This is a genomic window from Rhodococcus olei, assembly GCF_039540555.1.
Taxonomy (GTDB): domain Bacteria; phylum Actinomycetota; class Actinomycetes; order Mycobacteriales; family Mycobacteriaceae; genus Rhodococcus_G; species Rhodococcus_G olei.
Window position 1 is genome coordinate 39,199 of record NZ_BAABFB010000021.1, and the last position, 21,342, is coordinate 60,540.

Sequence of the window (21,342 nt, forward strand, 5' to 3'; positions counted from 1 at the left end):
CCGAGGCGTCAACCACTGCACACCCTCGGCAGGACGGTTCCTCGATCTCTCGTGCGCCGTCAGCTGCCGAAGATGAACGACGACGAACCGAGGGAGTCGACGCTCTTCGGCAAGTTGACGTCCACCGGCAGGCCCATGGCCGTCCAGCCCAGACCTTCCCCCCGCCCGGCGACGTCGAAGGTGACCCCACCGCCGTCCACCTCGGAGGGGATCGAGAGCAGCGGGGCACGATAGGTGACGGTGAGGACGACGCCCTTCGCCGGCGCAGCCGAGAGCGGCCATCCGGTCCCGGGCGCCCTCACCGTGACGGCGCCCGCACCCACCTCGGGCGTGACCGATTCGCGCTGTACCGCACCGGAGGCATCGCGATACTCGACTGTCGCGCTGCCCGGGACGTACTCGAACCCGGCCGGACCGTGATCGGTGATCCTGGTTACGAGCCGCTCATCCCCCTCGCGGACGCTGAACGTGGTCGTGAAGGTGATGTCACCTCCGATGCGGACCGCCGGTCGAGCGCCGAGACCGTAGACGTCACCCAGACCTCCCCTGACGACACTGATGTTCCCCACCGTTTGCTCCGCAGTGACGGGGGATACGTAGACCGCCGCCGCGGTACCGGACCCTGCCACCACACCGGCACCGACCAACAGGGCCGCGGCCGCGACCGCAGCCATCCCCCGCCTCACCACCGAACGAATCATCTCCGCCCCTTCAAGATTCACGACGGGGCGACCGCCGCCCCGGTCGCGCTATCGTAGAGGCGGCCGCGCCGACCCATCTGAAATATCAAAGTAATTGCGGCAGTGCGCCATTGCGTTCAACGCAACCGAGGGCGGTCCGGAACTCACGGCCACCCTGGCGTGTCGGGCCGAACCTGGCCGCCGTTGCCGATCACGCCATCGACTAGGTCCGCCGGGTTCGGTCTTCGTCCCACGGAACGGATTCCGGGCGGGAAGGTCGGCACTGCCGTTGGCGTACCCGAATCCGGCGGGGCGGAAGTCGTCGACCTCGGGGGTGTGGCGGTCGACGACGTCGTTCGCCGAGAACGTCGACCGGAAGGTGACCTGCCGGCCCGGCGCGACGGACACGAACGACACGACGGGTTGCCCCGGATGTGCGGAGGCCGGTTCCGACACCCACCACCGACGGTGATGGAACCGGCCCGCGACCACAGTGCCGAGATGGCGATCGCCGCCGAGGTCGAGGACGCCCCGGCCTGACCGCACCGACCGCGCAACGCGACGAGGGCCGCCCGGGAATTCCCGGGCGGCCCTCGTTGCCAGGTCGGAACTAGCTGCCGTTGCCGATCACGCCGCTGATGACGTCGGAGACGAAGTCGGCGGGGTTCTCGATGATCGCGGACCCGGCGGAGCCGGTGGTGCCACCCTCTCCGTCGGACGATCCGAGGCCCAGCTCAGCGGAACCGCTCGCGGCGCCCTCGCCGAGGTTGGAGTTGCGGATCGTGACGAACACGCCCATCGGATCCCAGCTCTGGCTGCTCTGGAAGAACTGGACGTCGAAGGCCAGGCCGCTGTCCAGAGCGTCGCCGACCTTGGCATTCTCGGGCACCAGGTAGGTGGACTCGAGGGTCAGGGTCTTCGCGCCGGTCGACGAGATCAGCCACCCGCCCGGGTTGGGGACCCGGATGTAGTTGCCCTCGACGTTGACCTCGGGGGAGACGGCTTCGGTCTTCTGACCGCCGATCAGGTGCCAGGCGTTGATGGTCGCGCTGCCCTGCACGTACTGGAACCCGGCGGGGTGGATGTCCTTGATCTTGGTGATGTAGCGATCGACGCCGCTCGGGATCGAGAAGGTGGTCCGGTAGGTCACCTTCTGGCCCGGGGCGACGGTGCCGTCTCCGACGACCTGCTTGGTCACCGAGATGTTGGAGGTGGTCTTGGTGGCCGAGTGGGGCTTCTGCTCGCCGGCATCGGAGGACCCGACGCTGCCGAGGTCGGACGAACCGACGGCCGCCGCGGTTCCGACGCCGACGGTGAGGCCGCCCGCGAGCAGTGCGGTGGCGGCGACGATGGATGCGGTACGACGCATCGACTTACGTGACATGCAAATTCCTCCAGTCGAGTGGAACAACGTGCACGACGGTTTGCTGTCGGATCGCTCGCCCCCCGTCGCGTGCACCCTCTTTATATCGGACAAACGTCCAACTCGCTGTCCGATTTGTGACCTGCACACGTGTGGTGCGGGTCACTCGGAGCGGCCGTCGGCGGGGCCCGGACTGTTGCGGTTGCTCACGACACCGTCTACTGTGGCGGCCATGACGCGCATTCTCGTAGTTCGCCGCCGTAGCGGGGTCTGATTCGGACCGACCCCTCGCTGCGGGTCGTTGAGCTACGCGTTGGTCCTCCCTTTGATTTCAGGAAGACCACCCACGATGAATGGCACCGCGAACACCACTTCCGCATTCGCCTCTCCGGCCGACCCGTTCTCGACCCGTTTCGGCATGCCGCTGCCCCGCGAGATGCGCGCCGAGTGCGCCGGGATGAGCTGGCGCACCTTCCTCGCGTCCTACTCACCGTCCGGCGGTCCGATCCGGTTCGGCCGCTGGTCGGTCACGCCGATCGGCGCCGGGCGCAGCGAGTTCCGGGCCACGCTCGGCATCGGCGACGCCATCCACCAGACGGCCGCGATCGCGTCCGGCCCGGTGTCCGCGCTGACCACGATGCTCTACGAGGCCGGATTCCAGATGGAGATCCTGTCGTTCCACCAGATGCGCATCAGCGCCGAGCGGACCGCGACCTTCCTGCTGTGCGAGCACGACGGGCGCCGGCACTGGGCGCTGGGCATGGGGCACGATGCCACCGAGTCGTCCGTCGAGGCGATGATCGCGGGCGCGAACCTCCTGCACGGCTGAGCCGCTGTGAGCGAAGCGCGTCAGGGCATTTCGACGGTCTCGGCGCGGGCGATCTCGCCGATGGCGCGGCGCAGGTAGCCGTCCGCGGGTGCCTGCGCGACCGCCAGCAGGTCGGCGATCACGAGCACCGCGTGCGCGACGATCACCTCGCGTCCCACCCGCCGCGCGTCCTCGTCCGGGTCGGACAGGCCGAGCGATCCGGTCAGCACGACCGCGAGGGCGCCGACGTCGAGGTTCGGTGCCCACCCGGCGGCAGCGCGGGCGCACCGTTCCAGCACCGCCTGCACCGCCTCACCGGTGAGGCCGTCGGGGTGCACGTCCTCGAGCAGTTCCCGGACCATCGCCGAGTGCACCGCCCGCACCTGATCGGGTTCGGCGCTCGACAACCGCTGCGTCGCCTCGGTGAACGGCGCGGAGTCCGCGGCGAGGGCCGCGGTCACCGCGGCATCGGTCGCCGCAGCGATCTCCTTCGCCGGACGCGGCCAGCCCGCGGGCCACTGTTGCACTGTCGACTCCTCCGGTCCGGCGCCGAAAGTGCTGTCGCTCAGCCCAGTTCGGCGCGCATCAGGTACACGTTGTAATCGGACCACGTCGACACCGTGAAATACAGGTCCGCTGCGGTCGACCACGGATGGATGAAGCCACCGTACAACTCCGGGAACGTCTCGACCCCCACCAACCGGGCCGGTTCCGACCACACCCCCTGCGGGGTGTCGGACTCGCGCAGCGTGATCCCCGTCCGGGCCGTGTCCAGATACGACATCTGCCACCGGTCACGAGACTCGTCGTACCGAACCGACAGCTCCGCCGCCGTGCCACGCACGATCGGGGTCGCGGCGCGCGGCCCGCCGACCGCGGTCCAGTTGCCGTCGCTCCAGTACTGATACGCCGACTTGTTCAGCACCTGGTCCAGCGGGACGCGCGCCAGTCCGACCTCACCGAGCCGGGTGTTCGCGGTGCCGAACATGTAGACGTACCCGCCCTGCGGCACCATCGCCGCCACCTGGAACTTCGACACCCCGAAAATGTTGTCCCACTGGGCATACGGGTCCTTCGTCCAGGTCTGCCCGGCGTCGTCGGAATAGGCGATGCCGCCGTGGTTGGTGAACCAGGTCCCGGGGATGCTGTTCCACGTCCGGATCGACATGTAGCTCATGTACTGGCGCGAACCGACCGCGAATCCGGAGGTGGGGATCGTGGTGATCTCGACGTTGTCCGTCTTCCGGCTGCCGAGCACCTCGGCGGCGTGGCACCGGCTGTCCTGGACGAAGCGGTCGATCGTCATCCCGTCCGCGAGATCGCGGTCCGTGCTGAACCCGAGGACGTTGCTGCGCCAGTCCTCGCCCTGCCCGCCCGGCGGGTGGAATCCGCGGCCCACGGTGTCGCCGAACGCGACCGCGACCTTGCCGGGTTCGCTCTCCCACATGATCCCGAGGTCGGTGCCGTTGACCTGCCACCGCTTGTCGGTCCTGTTGGTGGAGCTCGCCCCGGTCACCTTCGCGACCGTGCTCACCTCCCGCACGTGCGGGGCCGGACGCTGCGGCGCCGGCGGCGCGGTCTCCGTCGGCGGATGCTCCGTCGGCGGCGGCTCCGGCTTCGGCCCGATGTCCGGGCCGGGAACCGGGATCCCGAACACGAACGGGTTGAGGTCGAACCCGATCTGCGGCAACCCCAACGCGGACGACAAGCCGCCCGGCGACAGGTCCGGACCGTCCGTCAGGTCCGGGCACGGGTTGGTGCACGGATCCGCGGGCAGCGGCGGCGGGGTGATCCGCACCGGCGTGGGTTCCGGAGCCGGATACACGACCGGCTCGACCGCCGGGTACGGGATCGGGATGTCGAGCTTCTTCGGAATCACCGACTCGTGCACGGGCGGAGGATCACTCGCACACGGCCCGGTACCGACCACCGGCTCCGCCGATGCCGGGGACCCGGCCCCCAGGACCCCGCTCGCCGCGACCACCGCTGCCGCGACCACCACCCGCATCGCCATTCGACACCTCCTCGGGTGTCAGCGTGCCCGATCGACCCGGAGCCCGCACAACGACACCCGCCCCGCTCCGTGAATGTCCACGTGGTGCCGGAGGATCGACGGATCGGCGTCACCCGCCTAGTGTGTCGGGCTGGACCCGAAGCGAGGTGAACAGTTCGTGCCCGAACCCCTGCCCCCGGCCGGCCCGTATTCGTCGGGGCCGCCCGCGGACGCCCTGACCGTGCACATGCCGGAACTCGACCGCTTCGGGCCCGCGCAGATGTGGCGCGCGCTGGTCGTCGGGGCCGTCGTGATCGCCTGCGCGCTGATCGCCGTCGTCACCAAACCGTTCACCCGCCGCGGAATGGGCTGGGCCGACGCGGCGGCCGAGGGCGTCGTCAACGCGTTCGAATTCCTCGGGCCGACGTTCGTCAAGCTCGGCCAGCTGATGGCCTCATCGTCCGGCGTGTTCCCGGCACCCCTCGCGAACGCGTGCCTCCGCTGTCTCGACGACGTGCCGCCGGTGCCGGCCACGGCCGCCCGCGCGGTGATCGAGGCGGACCTCGGACGTCCGGTGGCCGAGTTGTTCGTCGAGTTCGACGACGTCCCGTTGGCGGCGGCGTCCGTCGCCCAGGTGCACGCATGTGTGCTGCCGGACGGCCGGGAGGCGGTGATCAAGGTGCAGCGTCCCGGCATCCACCACCGGATGCTGCTCGACCTGCGCACCGCGTACTGGGTGGCCCGCCAGCTCGAACGAGCGCACGAGTTCTTCCGGATCGCCAACGCCACCGCGATCATCCGCGACCTGCACACCGCGACGATGACCGAACTCAACAGCGCCGTCGAGGCGGACCGGCAGACCCGCTTCCGCGACGCGCTGTGGGCGTTCGGCGACAACAAGTGGGTGACCGCGCCCGAGGTGTACTGGCCGTACTGCGGCCCCCACGTCATCTGCATGGAACGGATGCACGGCGTGCCGTTCGACCGGGTCGAGCCCCGCGACGGACTCGACACCCGGATCCTGATCCGGCGCGGCGTCAAGGCCTGGATCGAGGCGATCACCGTGCACGGCCCGTTCCACGGGGACGTGCACGCCGGCAACCTGTGGCTGCTCCACGACGGCCGGATCGCGATGCTCGACTTCGGCATCGTCGGCGAACTTCCCCCGACGTGGCGCGCGATCCTGCGCGACATGTTCCACGCGACGCTGATCGACGGCGACTACTCCCGTGTCGCCCGCGGGATCCGCGCCCTCGGCTACACCGCCGACCTGGAGGCCAGCGACGCGGAGATCGGAGCGCAGGTCGGAGCCGTCCTCGCCCCGGTGTTCGCGAACGACCTCGGCGAACTGAAGCTGAGCTCACTGATCATGGCGTTGGTGGCCATCGGCAAGCAGTGGGGAGTGGCGAGCCCGGAGGAGCTGGTGCTGTTCGGCAAGCAGCTCGGCTACTTCGAGCGGTACGCGACCCGGATGGCACCCGGTTGGGTGATGGGCAGCGACCTCTTCCTCTTCCGCAACGTCTTCCCGGACGAGGTGGCTCGCCGGGCCGACGAACTCGGGATCGCCCTGCCGGACGACTGACGCGAGGCGGCCGAGGGGGTCACACTGATATCCATGGCCATCGGTGCACGACTTCGGCCGGGGGCGCACGCGGTGTGGGCGTACATCCGTCGTGCCCCCGGAACGTTCATCTGGTTGGCGATCCTGCTGGTGACGACCGTCGTCGCTCGGATCCTGCCCGACCACGTCCTGAACGAGGTGCTGGGCAACCGGTCCACGAACCTGCACCACCTCGAGGAGGATCCGGTGCGGGTGCTGGTGACGAGCGCGTTCTGGCTCGCCGGCGGACCGTGGGTGTCGTATCTGGTGCTCTACAACATCTTCCACGTCCCCGCCGAACGCTGGCTGGGCACGCTGCGGTGGCTGGTGGTCTGCGTGATCGCCCACGTCGGCGCGACCTATCTCAGCGAGGGCGTCCTGTACTGGGCGATCCAACACGACGACGCCCCCGCCTCCGCGGTGAACACCCTCGACGTCGGGGTGAGCTACGCGCTCGCCGGGGTCGTGGGCGTGCTGGTGTACCGGATCGCGACGCCATGGCGGTACCTGTACGCCTTCGGGGTCGTGGTGTTCTTCCTGGTTCCGGTGCTGGCGAACCAGACGTTCACCGACGTCGGGCACCTGACCGCTGCACTGCTCGGGTTCGCCTGCTATCCGCTCACCCTCGGCAGGCCCGGGGTGTGGGACCCGGTCGCCGCCGTGCGCTCCCTGCGCAGGCGCCCCCAGCCGGCCGAGTGACGACGAGCGCGTGCGCGTCACCGCCGGACCAGTTCGATCGCGGCGGCCTCGATCTCCCGCTCCGACAGCAGCACCAGCCGGGCCGCGTCACCGAGCGGGACGAAGCTGTCGGCGCTCGCGACCCGGGCCATCTTCCCGTCGAACCCGGCGTCGACGAGCGCGGCGAGCACGCCCTCCGAGACGCCGCCCGACCGGCGGGTCTCGTCGGCGACGAGGACCCGGCCGGTCGCGGCGGCCTCCCGCACCAGGTCGCCGATCGGGAGCGGAACCAGCCAGCGCAGGTCGAGGACCCGCGCCCGGATCCCCCGGGCCGCGAGTCGCGCCGCCGCCCGCAGACTCAGGTACAGGCCGTTGCCGAACGTGACGACGGTCAGGTCGGCGCCGTCGCCGTGGGTGCGCGCCCGGCCGACCGGGACGTGCTCGTGGCCGTACGGGGCGAGCCAGCGACCGTCGCCGGGCTCGTGGAGGTCCCGGGTGTGGTACCGCGCGATCGGTTCCAGGATCACGCACACGGCACCACTGGTTCGGGCGGCCGCGACGCACGTGTGCAGCATCGCGGCCGCGTCGTCGGGCCGGGCGGGGGACGCGACGACGATGCCGGGCACGTCCCGCAGCACCGCCACCGCGTCGTCGTTGTGGAAGTGTCCACCGAATCCTTCCTGGTAGCCGTACCCGGCGATCCGGACCACCATCGGGTTGCGGTACTGCCCGGCCGAGAAGAATCCCAGTGTCGCTGCCTCGCCGCGGATCTGGTCCTCCGCGTTGTGCAGGAACGCGAGGTACTGGATCTCCGGGATCGGCAGCAGGCCGGCGAGGCCGGCACCGGCGGCGAGGCCGAGGATCGCCTGTTCGTCGAGCAGGGTGTCGAACACGCGGGCGGAGCCGAACCGGTCGGCCAGACCGCGGGTCACCCCGTAGACACCGCCCTTGCGGCCGACGTCCTCGCCGAACACGATCGCGCCCGGTTCCACTGCCAGGACGTCGGCCAGCGCCTGGTTGACCGCCTGGGCGACCGTGAGCGGTTCCGTCGATTCCTGTGTACCGCGCCCTGATCCGCGGACGTGCCGAACGTGCCCGGCCACCACGGACGGTGCGGGCCCGGCGAGTGGTGCGACCACCTCGGCCCGGGTGCGCAACGGCACCGATTCCGCGACCGACCGCTCGACCGCGGCGACCCGCTCGCCGGTACCGCGGTACCGGTCCAGGACCTCGTCGGGCGTCAGCGCGCCCGCCTCGACGAGCAGGCGCGCGGTGCCCACCAGCGGGTCACGGGCGAGGTCCGCGGCGATCGCGGCACGGGAGCGGTAGGCGGACTCGACGTCGGAGCCGGCGTGCCCCATCAGCCGCACCGTCGTCAGATGCAGGAACGCCGGTTTCCGGTGTGCGCGTGTCCAGTCCACGGCTCGCACCGCGGTGTCGTGGGCCGCGGCGAGATCGCAGCCGTCGGCGGCGAAATAGGCCAGTCCCGCTCGCCCGGAGTGGGCGGCGGCGATCCAGCCGGGCGCGGTGGGCACGCTGATGCCGAGACCGTTGTCCTCGCAGACCAGCAGCAGACTGAGCGGCAGCCCGCGGTAGGCGAGGTTCGCCGCGGTGTTGATCGCGCCGACCGCGGTCGAGTGGTTCGCGGAGGCGTCGCCGAAGCTGCAGACGGTGACCGCGTCCGCCGGCCACCCCGACTCCACCCCGAGCCGTCTCGCCCGGTCGATCGCGAACGCCAACCCGACCGCCCGCGGCAGGTGCGACGCGACCGTCGAGGTCTGCGGGACGACCGCCAGGTCGTGGCGGCCGAACACCTTGTGACGACCCCCGGAGATCGGGTCCCGCGCGGCGGCGACGACGCCGAGCAGCACGTCCCGCACCGGGTCGTGACCACCGACCTGACGAGCCCGCTCCAGGAAGAACGCACCCGAACGGTAGTGCAGCAGAGCCGGATCCGTCGGGCGCAGCGCCGCTGCGACGGCGGCGTTGCCCTCGTGCCCGGCCGAGCCGATCGTGTAGAAGCCGTGCCCGGACGCCCGCAACCGGCGCGCCGCCAGGTCCAGGTGCCGGCTCGTGAGCTGGGCGTCGAACAGGTCGAGACACCGCTCGACCGTCAGCGACGACCCGGCACGCACGAACCCCGCCGGCACCCGCGCCGTCGCCGCCGTCATCGAGCGGACGGCGGCGGCGAAACGGGCGCCGACGGGGTCGTCGGGTCCGGGGCTCAGCCCTGGACGGCCTGCGGATCCATCCACATGACCTCCCAGACGTGACCGTCGAGGTCGCGGAACGCCCGGCCGTACATGAAGCCGTGGTCCTGCGGCTCCATCCAGGCGCTGCCGCCGGCCGCGATCGCACGCTCGACGAGGCTGTTCACCTCGTCGCGGCTGTCGGCGGACACGCACAGCAGCACCTCGCGGGACTTGGCGGTGTCGCAGATGTCGTCGGCGATGAAGTCGCGGAAACGCGGCTCCTCCAGCAGCATCACCATGGTCTGGTCGTTGACCACCATGCAGGCGGTGTGCTCGTCGGTGAACTGCTGGTTGAACTCGAAACCGAGGTTGTCGAAGAACTTCCGCGTCGCGGTGACGTCTCGGACCGGCAGGTTGGCGAACAGCATGCGGGACATCGGGGGCTCCGTTTCCGTGCGGAGGACTGGATTCCAGTCTCGGTGTGCGGTTGTCGGATGTACAGACCGCCACGGTCACGAAAACTCATCGCCGCGGGCGAAGCCTCGGGGAAAACTTCGTCCAGCCGCGGGCGAAGCCTCGGGGAAAACTTCGTCCAGCCGCGGGCGAAGCCTCGGGGAGAACGGATCGCGCCGCGTGCACGAGCACGCGGCGCGATCATCCGGGACGGGTCAGCCGATCTCCCACATCTTCGGCCAGTCCCGGCCGCGGAAGGCGGCGTCGGTGCCGCCGTCGACGAACACCACCGACCCGACGAAGTAGGTCGAGTCCGGCCCGAGCAGGAACGACACCAGCGCCGCGATCTCCTCGGGGGTGCCGGCGCGGCCGGCGGGAATCGTGGCGAGGAATCCGCGCATGGCCTCGCCGATCAGCGGGTCCTCACGCCCCTCTACCGTCATCGGCGTCTCGATCAGGCCGGGTGCGATGGCGTTGAGGCGGATTCCCTCCTTGATGTACTCGGCGGACTTGGTCCGCGCGTAGTACGCCAGCGCCGCCTTCGTCGCCGGGTACGCCTGGATCGCCGCGAGATCGCCGAATCCGGCGGCGATCTCGACAGCCTTGGCCTCGTCGCCGTCCAGGCAGGCGTCGGCCAGTTCCACGGGCCAGCCGGGCTGACTGGTGGTCGAGTTCGAGCTGATCAGGACCACGGACGGCCGCTCGGCCGCCGCGAGCAGCGGGCGCAGCCCCTCGAGCAGTTCGATCGCACCGAAGTAGTTGACGGTGATCAGGTCGGCGGCGGGCCGTCCGGTCGCCGCGGCGAGGCCCGCGAATGGGACGAAGCCGTCGATCGGGCCGTCGGCGAGCGCGGTCACCCGCTCGATCGCCTCGGCGCGACCGGCGGCGGTGCGGAGGTCGACGGTGACGTCGGCCGACTGGACGTCGACGCCGATGACCCGGTGCCCTTCGGACTCGAGCCGCGCCTTGGTCGCCGCGCCGAGTCCCGATGCGGCGCCCGTGAGGACGTAGGTGGCCATTGCTGTTCCCTTCGCGAGGTCAGGTGGCGTGCCCGCAGCGGCGCGCCGGTGACGGGTTCGGACGGATCCGCTCCCACGGGGTGCCCGAACCTGGCCCGGATGCACACGGCGGTGGCGGGTTTCGCCTGATCCGATCCTGTCACGATAAGAAGGGTGGGGGTCGCCGCGACAGGTGAAGGTTCCACCCAGCGGGCGGTCCGCCGGTTCAGCGGGCCGCCGCCGCGCCGAGGAACGTCGCGATCTCCGCGGCCTGCCTGCGACCTTGCGCCCGGCCGGCGAGCGCGGCCGGCCGACGAATCTCCGGGTCCAGTGGGTTAGGACCGAACGCCGCGACCGACGCGGGGTCGGCATACGCGGCGTACACGACCCCGGCAGGCGCCGCGGCGACGTCTTCGGCCAGGCTGCCCCCGAGCAGGTACGGGGTGGGATCCGGGGTGGGCGCCAGCACGACGACCCGGTCGTGGCCCTCGGCCAGGTGCAGATTCGTCGACGTCGCGACACCACCGTCCATGTATCGACGGCCGCCGATCGTGACCGGCGGCCAGACGCCCGGCACCGCACAGCTCGCGGCGACGGCGTCGACCAGCGCGACTCCGGACCCCCGGTCGAACACGACGAGTTCGCCGGTGTCGACGTCGATCGCCGGAATGGACAGCGCGCGGGTCGGCCAGTCGTGCGACGGCAGCCGTGCCTCGATCACCCGACGCCGACGTTCCTCGTCGACGGTGGCGGCGTGCAGCGCCATCGACCCGACGGCGCGCAGGCGTTCGGTCTGTGACGCCGTGTCCGTCGCGAGCACCGCGGCGAACATCTCGCCCATCGTCACCATGTCGATGCCCGGCGGAATCTCGTGGTTGACCGGCGAGACCTGTCGGTCGAACAGCGTCCGCAGCGGCAACCCGCTGCCGAGTTGGGCAGCGACCGCCGATCCGGCGGAGGTGCCCAGCCACAGGTCCGCCGCGAGCACCGCGTCCGCAAGGTCCGGGGACTCGTCCTCGAGTCCGAGCAGGAACCCGGTTTCCCAGGCGATTCCCGCGACCCCGCCACCGGCCAACACCAACGCCAGTCCCGCCACCGTCCGACCTCCCGAGCTCGACGTGTCACCGCCGAAGCTACCGGCCGCGGCGCCCTCGGGCGCGGCGCAACACGGACATCAGGATCGTCTGAGCTGCGCCTTCAGGTGGTGGGTCAGCGGGGTGTCGGCATGCGACATCCACAGGTCGTAGGAGAGGACGTCGCCGTCGACGGTGATCCGCCTGCGGATCTCGTGCACGGGTTTGGCGTCCGGCGACGCGACCAGCGACACCGGAGTCAGGTCGAGCACGCCGCCCTGCAGATCGCCACGCTGGATCTCGACGAAGCCGGTCGGCTGGCTGACCAGCAGCTCGATCGAGTCCCCGGCGTGGCGCAGGTAACCGTTCTCGGTGTGCATCGGTCGCTCGCGTCCGGGGGACCAGGTCCGGGACCGGTACGCAACGAACGGCTTACCGGGGGTTGCGGTGAATTCGATCTCCTCCTCGTAGGAGAAGTCGTCGATCGTCGGGTAGTGGCCCTCGCCTCCCCCGACCCATGTGCCGACGAAAACGCCCAGTTCAGCAAGTGGATCGCCCGCACCGCTCATCCGACACCTCCGGTCCCGTCACGCCCGGGTTCGTGCCCCGCGGTCCCCGGCATTGTGCCTGACGCCGCGACGATCGTGAGATGGACCACCAATCAATGGGCAAAACTCTGGCGGTTAGAATTCATTTCTGCTAATGCGTCACACCGAGCGGGAACGAGCAGACACGTGAGCAGGATCCACAACTCCACCTTCGCCCAGAAGGTGACGTCCGCGGCCGACGCGGTGACGGCCATCCACCCCGGGGACACGGTCGCGATCAGCGGCTTCGCCTCCGCGGGCACCCCCAAGGTCGTCATTCCCGCCCTGGCCGAGCGGATCCACGCCGTCCGCGGCGCGGGGTCGAACTTCACGATCAACCTGCTGACCGGCGCGTCGGTCTCGTCCGCCACCGAACGGGCACTCGCCGAGATCGACGGCATCGCCCTCCGCATGCCGTACCAGTCGGAGCCGACGGCGCGCCGCAAGATCAACGACGGCCGGATGGACTACGTCGACATCCACCTCTCCCATGTCGCGCAGCAGGTGTGGGAGGGCTACTACGGCAACGTCGACGTCGCGATCGTCGAGGTCTCGGGTGTCACCGAGTCCGGCGAGCTGATCCCCTCCGCGTCGATCGGCAACAACAAGACCTGGCTCGACGTCGCGGACCGGATCATTCTCGAGGTGAACTCCTGGGTGCCCGCGGAGATGCAGGGCATGCACGACGTCTACTACGGCACGGCGCTGCCCCCGCACCGCAAGCCGCTGCAGCTCACCCACGTCGAGGACCGGATCGGCCAGCCCACGTTCCGGGTCGACCCGGCGAAGGTGGTCGCGGTGGTCGAGACGAACGCCCCGGACAGCGCGAGCGAGCTGACCGACCCGGACGACGTGAGCCTCGCTATCGCCGGGCACGTCCTCGACTTCTTCGCCCACGAGGTGAAGGCGGGTCGACTGCCCGCGGACACGTTGCTGCCGCTGCAGGCCGGCATCGGCAACGTCGCGAACGCGGTGCTCGGCGGCCTCGATCGCGGCGGCTACCGGAACCTGACCTGCTACTCGGAGGTCATCCAGGATTCGATGCTGCGCCTGATCAAGGACGGCGCGGTCGCGCACGCGTCGGCGACGTCACTGGCGCTGTCCGAGAAGGGGCTCGCGGACCTGACCGCGAACATCGACTTCTACCGCAACCACATCACGCTGCGGCCGCAGGAGATCAGTAACCATCCCGAGGTGGTGCGGCGGCTCGGCATCATCGCGATGAACGGAATGCTCGAGGCCGACATCTACGGCAACGTGAACTCCACCCACGTGATGGGGACGAAGATCATGAACGGCATCGGCGGGTCCGGCGACTTCGCCCGCAACGGCTACCTGTCGATGTTCCTGAGCCCGTCCACGGCGAAGGGCGGCGCGATCTCCTCGATCGTGCCGATGATTCCGCACGTCGATCACACCGAGCACGACGTCCAGGTGCTCGTCACCGAGCAGGGGCTGGCGGATCTGCGCGGTCTGTCGCCGCGCAAGCGCTCGCAGGTGATCATCGACAACTGCGCACACCCCGAGTTCCGTCCGCTGCTGCACGACTACGTCGCGCGGGCGCAGGCGGTGCCGAACGTCGGTCACACTCCGCACCTGCTCGGCGAGGCGTTCTCGTTCCACGAGCGGTTCACCGCGACGGGGTCGATGCTGCCGTAGAGCGCGGCTGCGATGCCGGACCGCCGCCGTCCACTACCATCCCCGGTGTCATGGCACCCGGAACGGAAGGATGGGCACCCATCCCCGACAACGCTTTCGACCCCGCACTGAGGTTCGCGCGATACCTGCCGCGCGCGATCGTCACGCCGAGCACCGCCGGCCCGCTTCGACGGCTGACGGGCCTCGTCGGGTCCGTGCCTCCGAAGGGTGGTGACGTCGTCCACGTCGACGACAACGTCACCGTCCGCGTGTTCCGCCCTCGGTCGGCGCGGCGTTCGCTCCCCGGGCTGCTGTTCATCCACGGCGGCGGCTACCTCATCGGCAGCGCGTCGATGGGCGATCACCTGTGCCGCCGCGTCGCCGAGGAACTCGGTGCGGTCGCGGCATCGGTGGAGTACCGCCTGGCTCCGCGGCATCCGTTCCCGACACCGCTCGAGGACTGCTACACCGGACTGCGCTGGCTCGCCGACCAGCCGGACGTCGACGCGACCCGGATCGCGATCGCGGGCGAGAGCGCCGGCGGCGGCCTGGCCGCGGCACTGGCGCTGCTGGCACGCGAGCGCGGCGAGATCCGACCGGCCTTCCAGCTGCTCTCCTACCCGATGCTCGACAACCGGACCGGCGATCGCGACTATGTCGACGGCCGGCGGCTGCGCGTGTGGAGCGCAGCCAGCAACCGCTACGGCTGGCGCTCCTATCTGGGATCGGCCGATTTCGACGACGTGCCACCGCTGGCCGTCCCGGCCCGGCACGAGGACCTGTCCGGGCTGCCACCGGCATGGATCGGGGTGGGCACCCACGACCTGTTCCACGACGAGGACGTCGCCTACGCGAAGCGCCTGAGCGACGCGGGCGTGCCGTGCACTCTGCACGTGGTGCCCGGGGCCTATCACGCTTTCGACATGTTCGAGAGCTGGTCCCCCACTTCCCGCGCCTATCGACGGGAACAGATGCGGGCACTCGCCGCCGCCCTGGGCGCCTCGTAGATCCAGGCTCGGGTACTGCGTCAGCGCCGGTCGGACTCGGTCTCGGCCGCCGAACTCGGCGGGTACACGAACGAAATGGTTTGCGCGACCACACGAGTGATACCCCGCGCGTTCGCCGCACTGCACCGGGGTCACACACGTCGATCGGAACCGGTTGCGCACCCATCGATTCCAGTGCCGTCACACCACCGAATCGGCGCCACATTCGGATGACCGACGACGCCGGAGACCGCCACGACAGTCCGCGTCGACTTTCACTGTCCGACACTGGTTCCGATGCCACCACGACCTCGCGGTCAGGCCACGTCGGTACGCGCAGACGCCGACGGCCGCCGCATCGTCGAATGGATGCAGCGGCCGTCGAGCACCGCGGTCAGCGGTGGACACGTCGTTCAGTTGTGGTGCGGCAGTGAGGTTGACTCAGAGGTACTTGCCGCACACGGGCCAGGCACCGGCACCCTGACCGGCGAGGACGTTCTCCGCGACGCGGATCTGCTCGGCCTTGCTGGCGTGGCTGGCGCTGCCGGAGCCGCCGTAGGCGTTCCAGGTGCTCTGGGTGAACTGCAGGCCGCCGTAGAAGCCGTTGCCGGTGTTGGTGGACCAGTTGCCGCTGCTCTCACACTGCGCGACCGCGTCCCAGTTGTGACCCGCGGCGTTGGCGGTTCCGGACGCGAGTCCCATCGGGACGGCGACGAGCGCGCCGGTCACTGCCGCCCAGCCGAGGACCTTCTTCGCCTTGGTGGCGGTGATCTGGATGCGGTTCGTGGTCATCGAGATGTTCCTTTCGCAGCCGCGGGCGAGACCGGTGTCCGGTGAGGGGGATTCGGCCCCGCGATCGTCGCGGTGGCCTCGCCGCTGCCCCTTGGTGCCTGGTTCTCGGGTCCGGATCCGCGGGGCAGGTTCGGCGGCGGTCCGGGTATGACCTCGATCTCGAAGTCGTTACCGACCATACGGAGCTCGATGCCCCTTGCAAACCATGGCATTTCGGCGCCACAGCCCCGGCCGGGCGTCCAGATCACGGGATTTTTACACCTGATTCGCGCAGGTCGAGCGGGATTGTTATCTATCGCCCCCCCGCTCGTTACCGTTACGTGATTGTGAGCCAGATCACATGATTATGGCCTTTTCGGCCCGAAGCAAGGCATGCGAACACAAGCCCAATGGGTTGACGAGGTCTCGAAAAGGTCTCATCCGGTGGAGCTAGCGCAGAAAGTCGGCCGCCCGTTCGGCGAGGTCGAGCAGCGGCTGGGGGGCGATGCCCAGCAGCACCGTCACCGCCGCACCGACGGCCACCGCGCTGGTGGTCAGTGGGCTGGGCACCACAACCGCCGGAGGATCGGGAGGCAGATCCGAGAAGAACATCAGGACGATCACCCGCACGTAGAAGAACGCCGCGATCGCACTGCACACGACACCGACGATCACCAGGGGTGCCGCACCCGCCCCGGCCGCCGCCTGGAACACCGCGAACTTGCTCGTGAACCCGGCGGTCAGCGGGATGCCGGCGAACGACAGCAGCAGCAGGGCGAACGTGCCCGCGATCAAGGGTGCGCGGCGCCCCAGGCCCGCCCAGTGCGACATGTGGGTCGCCTCCCCGCCGGGCCCGCGCACCAGACCGACGATCGCGAACCCCGCGACGGTGCTGAACCCGTAGGCCAGCAGATAGAACATCGTCGACGCCAGGCCCGCCCGGTCGGCGGCGACCACGCCGACGAGCAGGAATCCGGCATGCGCGATCGACGAGTACGCGAGCATCCGCTTGACGTCGGTCTGTGTGACCGCGAGCACAGAGCCGAACACCATCGTGACGATCGCGACCACCCACAGCAGCGGTCGCCACTGATCGCGCAGGCCCGGCAGTGCGACGTAGAAGATCCGCAGCATCGCCCCGAACGCGGCGATCTTCGTCGCCGAGGCCATGAACGCGGTGATCGGGGTCGGGGCGCCCTGGTAGACGTCGGGTACCCAGGTGTGGAACGGCACCGCACCGACCTTGAACAGCAGCCCCACCGACAGCAGACCGGTGCCGATCAGCGCGAAGGTGGTGCCACCCGACGCGGTGGCCTCCGCGATGCCGGACAACCTGACGGTGCCCGCCTCGCCGTACAGGAACGCCACGCCGTACAGGAAGAACGCAGACGAGAATGCGCCCAGCAGAAAGTATTTCAGCGCCGACTCCTGGGACAGCACCCGTTGACGGCGGGCGAGACCGCACAGCAGGTACAGCGGAAGCGACAGCACCTCGAGCGCCACGAACATCGTGAGCAGGTCGCCCGACGCGGGGAACAGCAACATCCCGCCGACCGCGAACAGGGTCAGCGGAAACACCTCGGTGCGGGTGACGCCGGCCCGGGTGGCTTCCTTCTCGGCGACACTGCCGGGCACGACCGAGGCCTGTGGCGTGAACGCGTCCGCAACACCCTCGGCCGGGGCGTCTGTCCGGCTCCCCGACCCGTCGAGTCGTCGCTCGGCGATCAGCAGCACCGAGAGGAACGCCACCAACAGGATGGCGCCCTGCAGGAACAGCGTCGGACCGTCCACGACGACGGCTCCGCCGATCGCGGTGCCGCGATCGTTCCGCAGGAGCACGACCGCGACGAACGCGGCGGCCGTTCCGCCGAGCCCGAGCACCAGGTGGCTGCCGTACCGCATGCGGGGCGGTACGAACGACTCGACCAGGACCCCGATCACCGCCGCCGCGAAGACGATCAGCATCGGCGCGAGCCTGCCGTACTCGATGTCGGGGGTCGGCAGCGCCGTGTCGGCGAGGATCGCGGTCGCCGCGTCGTCGAATGTGCTCATCGGTGCCCTCCTCCCTGCCCGCCCCGCCCGGCCTCGATCCCGGTGCCGACGGTGGGCGCCGGGTCCTGCTGGTGGACCGCGGTGAGCGTGCCGGTCACCGCGGGGGTGATCGCGTCGAGCACCGGTTTCGGATAGAACCCGAGGACCAGGAGCAGCACGATCAGCGGCGCCACCACGGCCAGTTCCCGGGGCACCAGGTCCCGCACCCGGTCCCCGCCGCGCGGGACCGGGCCCGTCATCACCCGCTGGTACAGCCACAGGACGTACACCGCGGCCAGCACCAGCGCGCTCGTCGCCACGATCGCGGCCACCGGGTATCGCGTGAACGTGCCGATCAGGACCAGGAATTCGCTGACGAACGGGGCCAGGCCGGGCAGCGACAGGGTCGCGAGTCCGGCGACCAGGAAGGTGCCGGCCAGGATCGGGGCGGTGGACTGCACACCGCCGTAGTCGCCGATCACGCGGCTGCCTCGCCTCGCCACGAGGAACCCGGCGACCAGCATCAGCGCCGCCGTGGAGATGCCGTGGTTCACCATGTACAGCGCGGACCCGCCCTGCGACTGACTCGTCATCGCGAACACGCCCAGGACGATGAATCCGAAGTGCGAGATCGACGTGTACGCGATCAACCGCATCATGTCGGTCTGGCCGATCGCGACGAGCGCCCCGTACACGATGCCGATCACCGCGAGCGTGATCACCAGCGGCGCGAACGTGTGCGCGGCGTCGGGGAACAACTGAATGCAGTACCGGAGCATGCCGAACGTGCCGACCTTGTCCACCACCGCCATCATCAGCACCGCGGTCGCCGGGGTCGAGTGCACCGCCGCGTCCGGCAGCCAGGTGTGCAGGGGCCACAGCGGCGCCTTCACCGCGAACGCGAACAGGAAGCCGAGGAACAGCGCATTCGCGACCGGGGCGGCGACGGTCAGGGTTCCGGCGGACACCGCGTCCGCGACGGCCCGGAAGTCGAAGGTGCCGGAGTCGAACGGGCTCGACTCCCCCGCGGTCACCACGTACACCCCGATCACGGCCGCCAGCATGATCAACCCACCGAAGAGGTTGTACAGCAGGAACTTCACCGCCGCGCGCGGACCCCGGGCGTCACCGAATCCCCCGATCAGGAAGTACATCGGGATCAGCATCGCCTCGAAGAACACGTAGAACAGCAGGATGTCGAGCGAGACGAAGGACACCAGCACCATCGACTCGACCATCAGGAACAGCGCGGCGTGGGTGTGCACCGGGCGTCGGCTGTGGGCGGTGTCGGCGTCCCGCCAGCCGGCGAGCAGCAACACCGGCACGAGCACCGCGGTCAGCAGCACCAGCACCAGCGCGATCCCGTCCACACCGACGGTGTACCGGGTGCCGAACGACGGTATCCACGCGTGGGATTCGACGAGCTGGTACCGGTCCCCGCCCGGGTCGAAGCGGAGGGCGACATCGATCGCGAGCACGAGCACGACGATCGAGGCGCCGAACGCGACCCACCGCGCGGCGTCGCGCCGGGCGGTCGGCAGGGCGAGGACGACGCCCGCCCCGACGAGCGGAGTCAGCCACAGTGCGCTCAGCCATGCGAAGCCGTCCACGTTCACCTCACCAACGCCAGAGTCACGACCACGGCGGCCGCGCCGACGAACATGTACATCGCGTAGGTGCGAACGAAACCGTTCTGCAACTTACGGGTTCGCGTGGACAGTCCGGCCACGACCGCGCCGAGCCCGGTGACCGCGCCGTCCACACCACGGTCGTCGACCGTGACCAGGGTCCGTGTCAGCCGGTCGCCGGGACGCATGAACACCGCCTCGTTCACGGTGTCGCCGTAGAGATCGCGGCGCGCGGCGACGGTCAGCGCCGACACGTCCGCCGGGGCCGCGACCGGGACCGGCTTCGTCGCGTACTGCCGGTACGCGACCACGACTCCGGCGAGCACGACCGCCAGGGTCGTCGCGGTGATCGTCCACACCGGCACCGGCAGCTCGTCGTGATGCTCGCCCACGACCGGAGCGAGCCAGTCCTGCAGCGCCCCACCGTAGGCCAGCAGGAATCCGGAGCACACCGACCCGATCGCGATCAGCATCATCGGCCACGTCATCACCCTCGGCGCCTCGTGCGGATGCGCGTCGGGTGCCCATCTCCGGTCCCCGTAGAAGGTCATCAGCATCACCCGCGTCATGTAGAAGGCGGTGATCCCGGCGCCGAGCAGTGCGGCGCCGCCGAGCAGCAGGCCCTCCAGTCCGCCGGCACCGAACGCGACCTCGATGATCTTGTCCTTCGAAAAGAACCCGGCGAACGGCGGGATCCCGATGATGGCCAGATAGCCGAGCCCGAACGTGACGAACGTGATCGGCAGGAGGGTCCGCAGACCGCCGTACCGCCGCATGTTCACCTCGTCGTCCATCGCGTGCATCACCGAACCGGCACCGAGGAACAGTCCCGCCTTGAAGAAGCCGTGGGTGAGCAGGTGCATGATCGCGAACGCGTACCCGGCCGGGCCGAGCCCGGCGGCGAGCACCATGTAGCCGATCTGGCTCATCGTGGACGCGGCGAGCGCCTTCTTGATGTCGTCCTTCGCGCAACCGACGATCGCGCCGAACAGGAGGGTGACCGCGCCGACGATCACCACACCCGCGCGGGCGCCCGGCGCGAGGTCGAAGATCGGGTTCGAGCGGGTGATCAGGTAGACGCCGGCGGTGACCATCGTCGCGGCGTGGATCAGCGCCGAGACCGGGGTCGGGCCCTCCATCGCGTCCCCCAGCCACGACTGCAGCGGCACCTGCGCCGACTTGCCGCACGCGGCCAGCAGCAGCACCAGTCCGAGCGCGGTGAGCACGCCCTCGCCCGCGTCCCCGACACCGGCGAAAACATCCGAGTACGACAGGGATCCGAAGGACGCGAACATGATCATCATCGCGATCGCGAGGCCCATGTCACCGACCCGGTTGACGACGAACGCCTTCTTCGCAGCGGCCGCGGCGGACGGCTTGTGGTGCCAGAACCCGATCAGCAGGTACGACGCCAGGCCGACGCCCTCCCAGCCGACGTACAGACCGAGATAGTTGTCCGCGAGGACCAGCAGCAGCATCGCCGCGAGGAACAGGTTGAGATAGGCGAAGAACCGTCGCCGACCCGGATCGGCCTTCATGTACCCGACCGAGTAGACGTGGATCAGGGAGCCGACACCGGTGATCAGGAGCGCGAAACACATCGACAGCTGGTCGAGTTGAAGTCCGAAGTCCACCCGCAGACCGGCCACCGGGACCCAGCTGAACAGCGTCTCGTGGACCGCCCGGTCCGCGGTCGCACGGCCGAGCATCCCGGCGAACAGGGCGACCGCGACGGCGAACGACGCGATCGCGGTCACGCAGCCGAGCAGGTGGCCCCATCGGTCGCTGCGCCGGCCGGCGAGCAGGAGCACGACGGCGCCCACTGCGGGCAGGGCGATGAGAACCCACACACCCCCGGTCATG

At 69.9% G+C, this 21,342-nt stretch carries 17 protein-coding genes and 1 pseudogene; 5 read left to right on the forward strand and 13 right to left on the reverse strand.

The genetic code is table 11. From position 1 onward, the window contains the following. Positions 1 to 59: 59 nt before the first annotated feature. Positions 60 to 569 (reverse strand): hypothetical protein, encoded by a 510-nt coding sequence (locus tag ABD951_RS04370; RefSeq protein ID WP_345342522.1) that lies wholly within the window; start codon positions 567 to 569, stop codon positions 60 to 62. 721 nt (positions 570 to 1,290) lie between these two features. Further along, positions 1,291 to 2,064, reverse strand: a complete 774-nt coding sequence (locus ABD951_RS04375; RefSeq protein ID WP_345342523.1) for a hypothetical protein — start codon at positions 2,062 to 2,064, stop codon at positions 1,291 to 1,293. 328 nt (positions 2,065 to 2,392) lie between these two features. Here ABD951_RS04375 and ABD951_RS04380 point away from each other — a divergent pair, with 328 nt between their 5' ends. Beyond that, positions 2,393 to 2,872 carry an alpha-isopropylmalate synthase regulatory domain-containing protein gene (locus ABD951_RS04380; protein WP_345342524.1) on the forward strand — a complete coding sequence of 160 codons (480 nt, stop codon included), beginning with the start codon at positions 2,393 to 2,395 and terminating at the stop codon, positions 2,870 to 2,872. Positions 2,873 to 2,892: 20 nt separating this feature from the next. On the opposite strand, the gene ABD951_RS04385 is transcribed toward ABD951_RS04380, so the two are convergent. Beyond that, positions 2,893 to 3,378, reverse strand: coding sequence for a hypothetical protein (locus ABD951_RS04385; RefSeq protein WP_345342525.1), 486 nt, complete (start codon positions 3,376 to 3,378; stop codon positions 2,893 to 2,895). A 38-nt stretch (positions 3,379 to 3,416) separates the two neighbouring features. Then, the gene (locus ABD951_RS04390; protein ID WP_345342526.1) at positions 3,417 to 4,865 is read right to left on the reverse strand and encodes a glycoside hydrolase family 183 protein; all 1,449 of its coding nucleotides are present in this window, start codon (positions 4,863 to 4,865) and stop codon (positions 3,417 to 3,419) included. A gap of 157 nt (positions 4,866 to 5,022) precedes the next feature. On the opposite strand from ABD951_RS04390, the gene ABD951_RS04395 reads away from it, so the two are divergent. Both ABD951_RS04395 and ABD951_RS04400 read left to right on the forward strand, forming a co-directional pair. Continuing rightward, a complete protein-coding gene (locus ABD951_RS04395; protein ID WP_345342527.1) occupies positions 5,023 to 6,426 on the forward strand; it encodes an ABC1 kinase family protein in 1,404 nt (467 codons plus the stop codon). 33 nt (positions 6,427 to 6,459) lie between these two features. Next, entirely contained in the window at positions 6,460 to 7,143 is a 684-nt protein-coding gene (locus ABD951_RS04400) for a rhomboid-like protein (protein ID WP_345342528.1), read from the forward strand. A gap of 17 nt (positions 7,144 to 7,160) precedes the next feature. On the opposite strand, the gene ABD951_RS04405 is transcribed toward ABD951_RS04400, so the two are convergent. The 5 genes from ABD951_RS04405 to ABD951_RS04425 all read right to left on the reverse strand — a co-directional run bounded on the left by ABD951_RS04405 (position 7,161) and on the right by ABD951_RS04425 (position 12,407). Beyond that, the gene (locus tag ABD951_RS04405) at positions 7,161 to 9,293 is read right to left on the reverse strand and encodes a thiamine pyrophosphate-dependent enzyme (protein WP_345342553.1); all 2,133 of its coding nucleotides are present in this window, start codon (positions 9,291 to 9,293) and stop codon (positions 7,161 to 7,163) included. 53 nt (positions 9,294 to 9,346) lie between these two features. Beyond that, positions 9,347 to 9,751: a VOC family protein gene (locus ABD951_RS04410; protein ID WP_345342529.1), complete on the reverse strand. Its 405-nt coding sequence runs from the start codon at positions 9,749 to 9,751 to the stop codon at positions 9,347 to 9,349. Between the two features lie 231 nt (positions 9,752 to 9,982). After that, a complete protein-coding gene (locus tag ABD951_RS04415) occupies positions 9,983 to 10,786 on the reverse strand; it encodes an SDR family oxidoreductase (RefSeq protein WP_345342530.1) in 804 nt (267 codons plus the stop codon). Positions 10,787 to 10,991: 205 nt separating this feature from the next. Next, positions 10,992 to 11,861 carry a patatin-like phospholipase family protein gene (locus ABD951_RS04420; protein WP_345342531.1) on the reverse strand — a complete coding sequence of 290 codons (870 nt, stop codon included), beginning with the start codon at positions 11,859 to 11,861 and terminating at the stop codon, positions 10,992 to 10,994. Positions 11,862 to 11,939: 78 nt separating this feature from the next. Next, complete coding sequence (locus ABD951_RS04425; RefSeq protein ID WP_345342533.1) at positions 11,940 to 12,407, reverse strand: heme-binding beta-barrel domain-containing protein; 468 nt, start codon at positions 12,405 to 12,407, stop codon at positions 11,940 to 11,942. Positions 12,408 to 12,572: 165 nt separating this feature from the next. Between ABD951_RS04425 and scpC the strand changes: the two genes are divergently transcribed. Further along, on the forward strand, positions 12,573 to 14,084 hold the full coding sequence (gene scpC / locus ABD951_RS04430) for a succinyl-CoA:acetate CoA-transferase ScpC (RefSeq protein WP_345342534.1): 1,512 nt from the start codon (positions 12,573 to 12,575) through the stop codon (positions 14,082 to 14,084). Between the two features lie 50 nt (positions 14,085 to 14,134). Further along, positions 14,135 to 15,070 (forward strand): alpha/beta hydrolase, encoded by a 936-nt coding sequence (locus tag ABD951_RS04435; protein WP_345342535.1) that lies wholly within the window; start codon positions 14,135 to 14,137, stop codon positions 15,068 to 15,070. A 423-nt stretch (positions 15,071 to 15,493) separates the two neighbouring features. Here the strand turns inward: ABD951_RS04435 and ABD951_RS04440 are convergent. The 4 genes and pseudogenes from ABD951_RS04440 to nuoL form a co-directional block, all read right to left on the reverse strand. Continuing rightward, positions 15,494 to 15,841 (reverse strand): annotated as a pseudogene (locus tag ABD951_RS04440) (transglycosylase family protein); the annotation flags it as partial. A gap of 429 nt (positions 15,842 to 16,270) precedes the next feature. After that, the gene (gene nuoN, locus ABD951_RS04445; RefSeq protein ID WP_345342536.1) at positions 16,271 to 17,872 is read right to left on the reverse strand and encodes an NADH-quinone oxidoreductase subunit NuoN; all 1,602 of its coding nucleotides are present in this window, start codon (positions 17,870 to 17,872) and stop codon (positions 16,271 to 16,273) included. Next, positions 17,869 to 19,461: an NADH-quinone oxidoreductase subunit M gene (locus ABD951_RS04450; RefSeq protein ID WP_345342537.1), complete on the reverse strand. Its 1,593-nt coding sequence runs from the start codon at positions 19,459 to 19,461 to the stop codon at positions 17,869 to 17,871. Before ABD951_RS04450 ends, nuoN begins: the two co-directional genes overlap by 4 nt. Before the next feature lie 2 nt (positions 19,462 to 19,463). Then, the gene (nuoL, locus tag ABD951_RS04455) at positions 19,464 to 21,341 is read right to left on the reverse strand and encodes an NADH-quinone oxidoreductase subunit L (protein WP_345342538.1); all 1,878 of its coding nucleotides are present in this window, start codon (positions 21,339 to 21,341) and stop codon (positions 19,464 to 19,466) included. Between the last annotated feature and the right edge of the window lies 1 nt (position 21,342).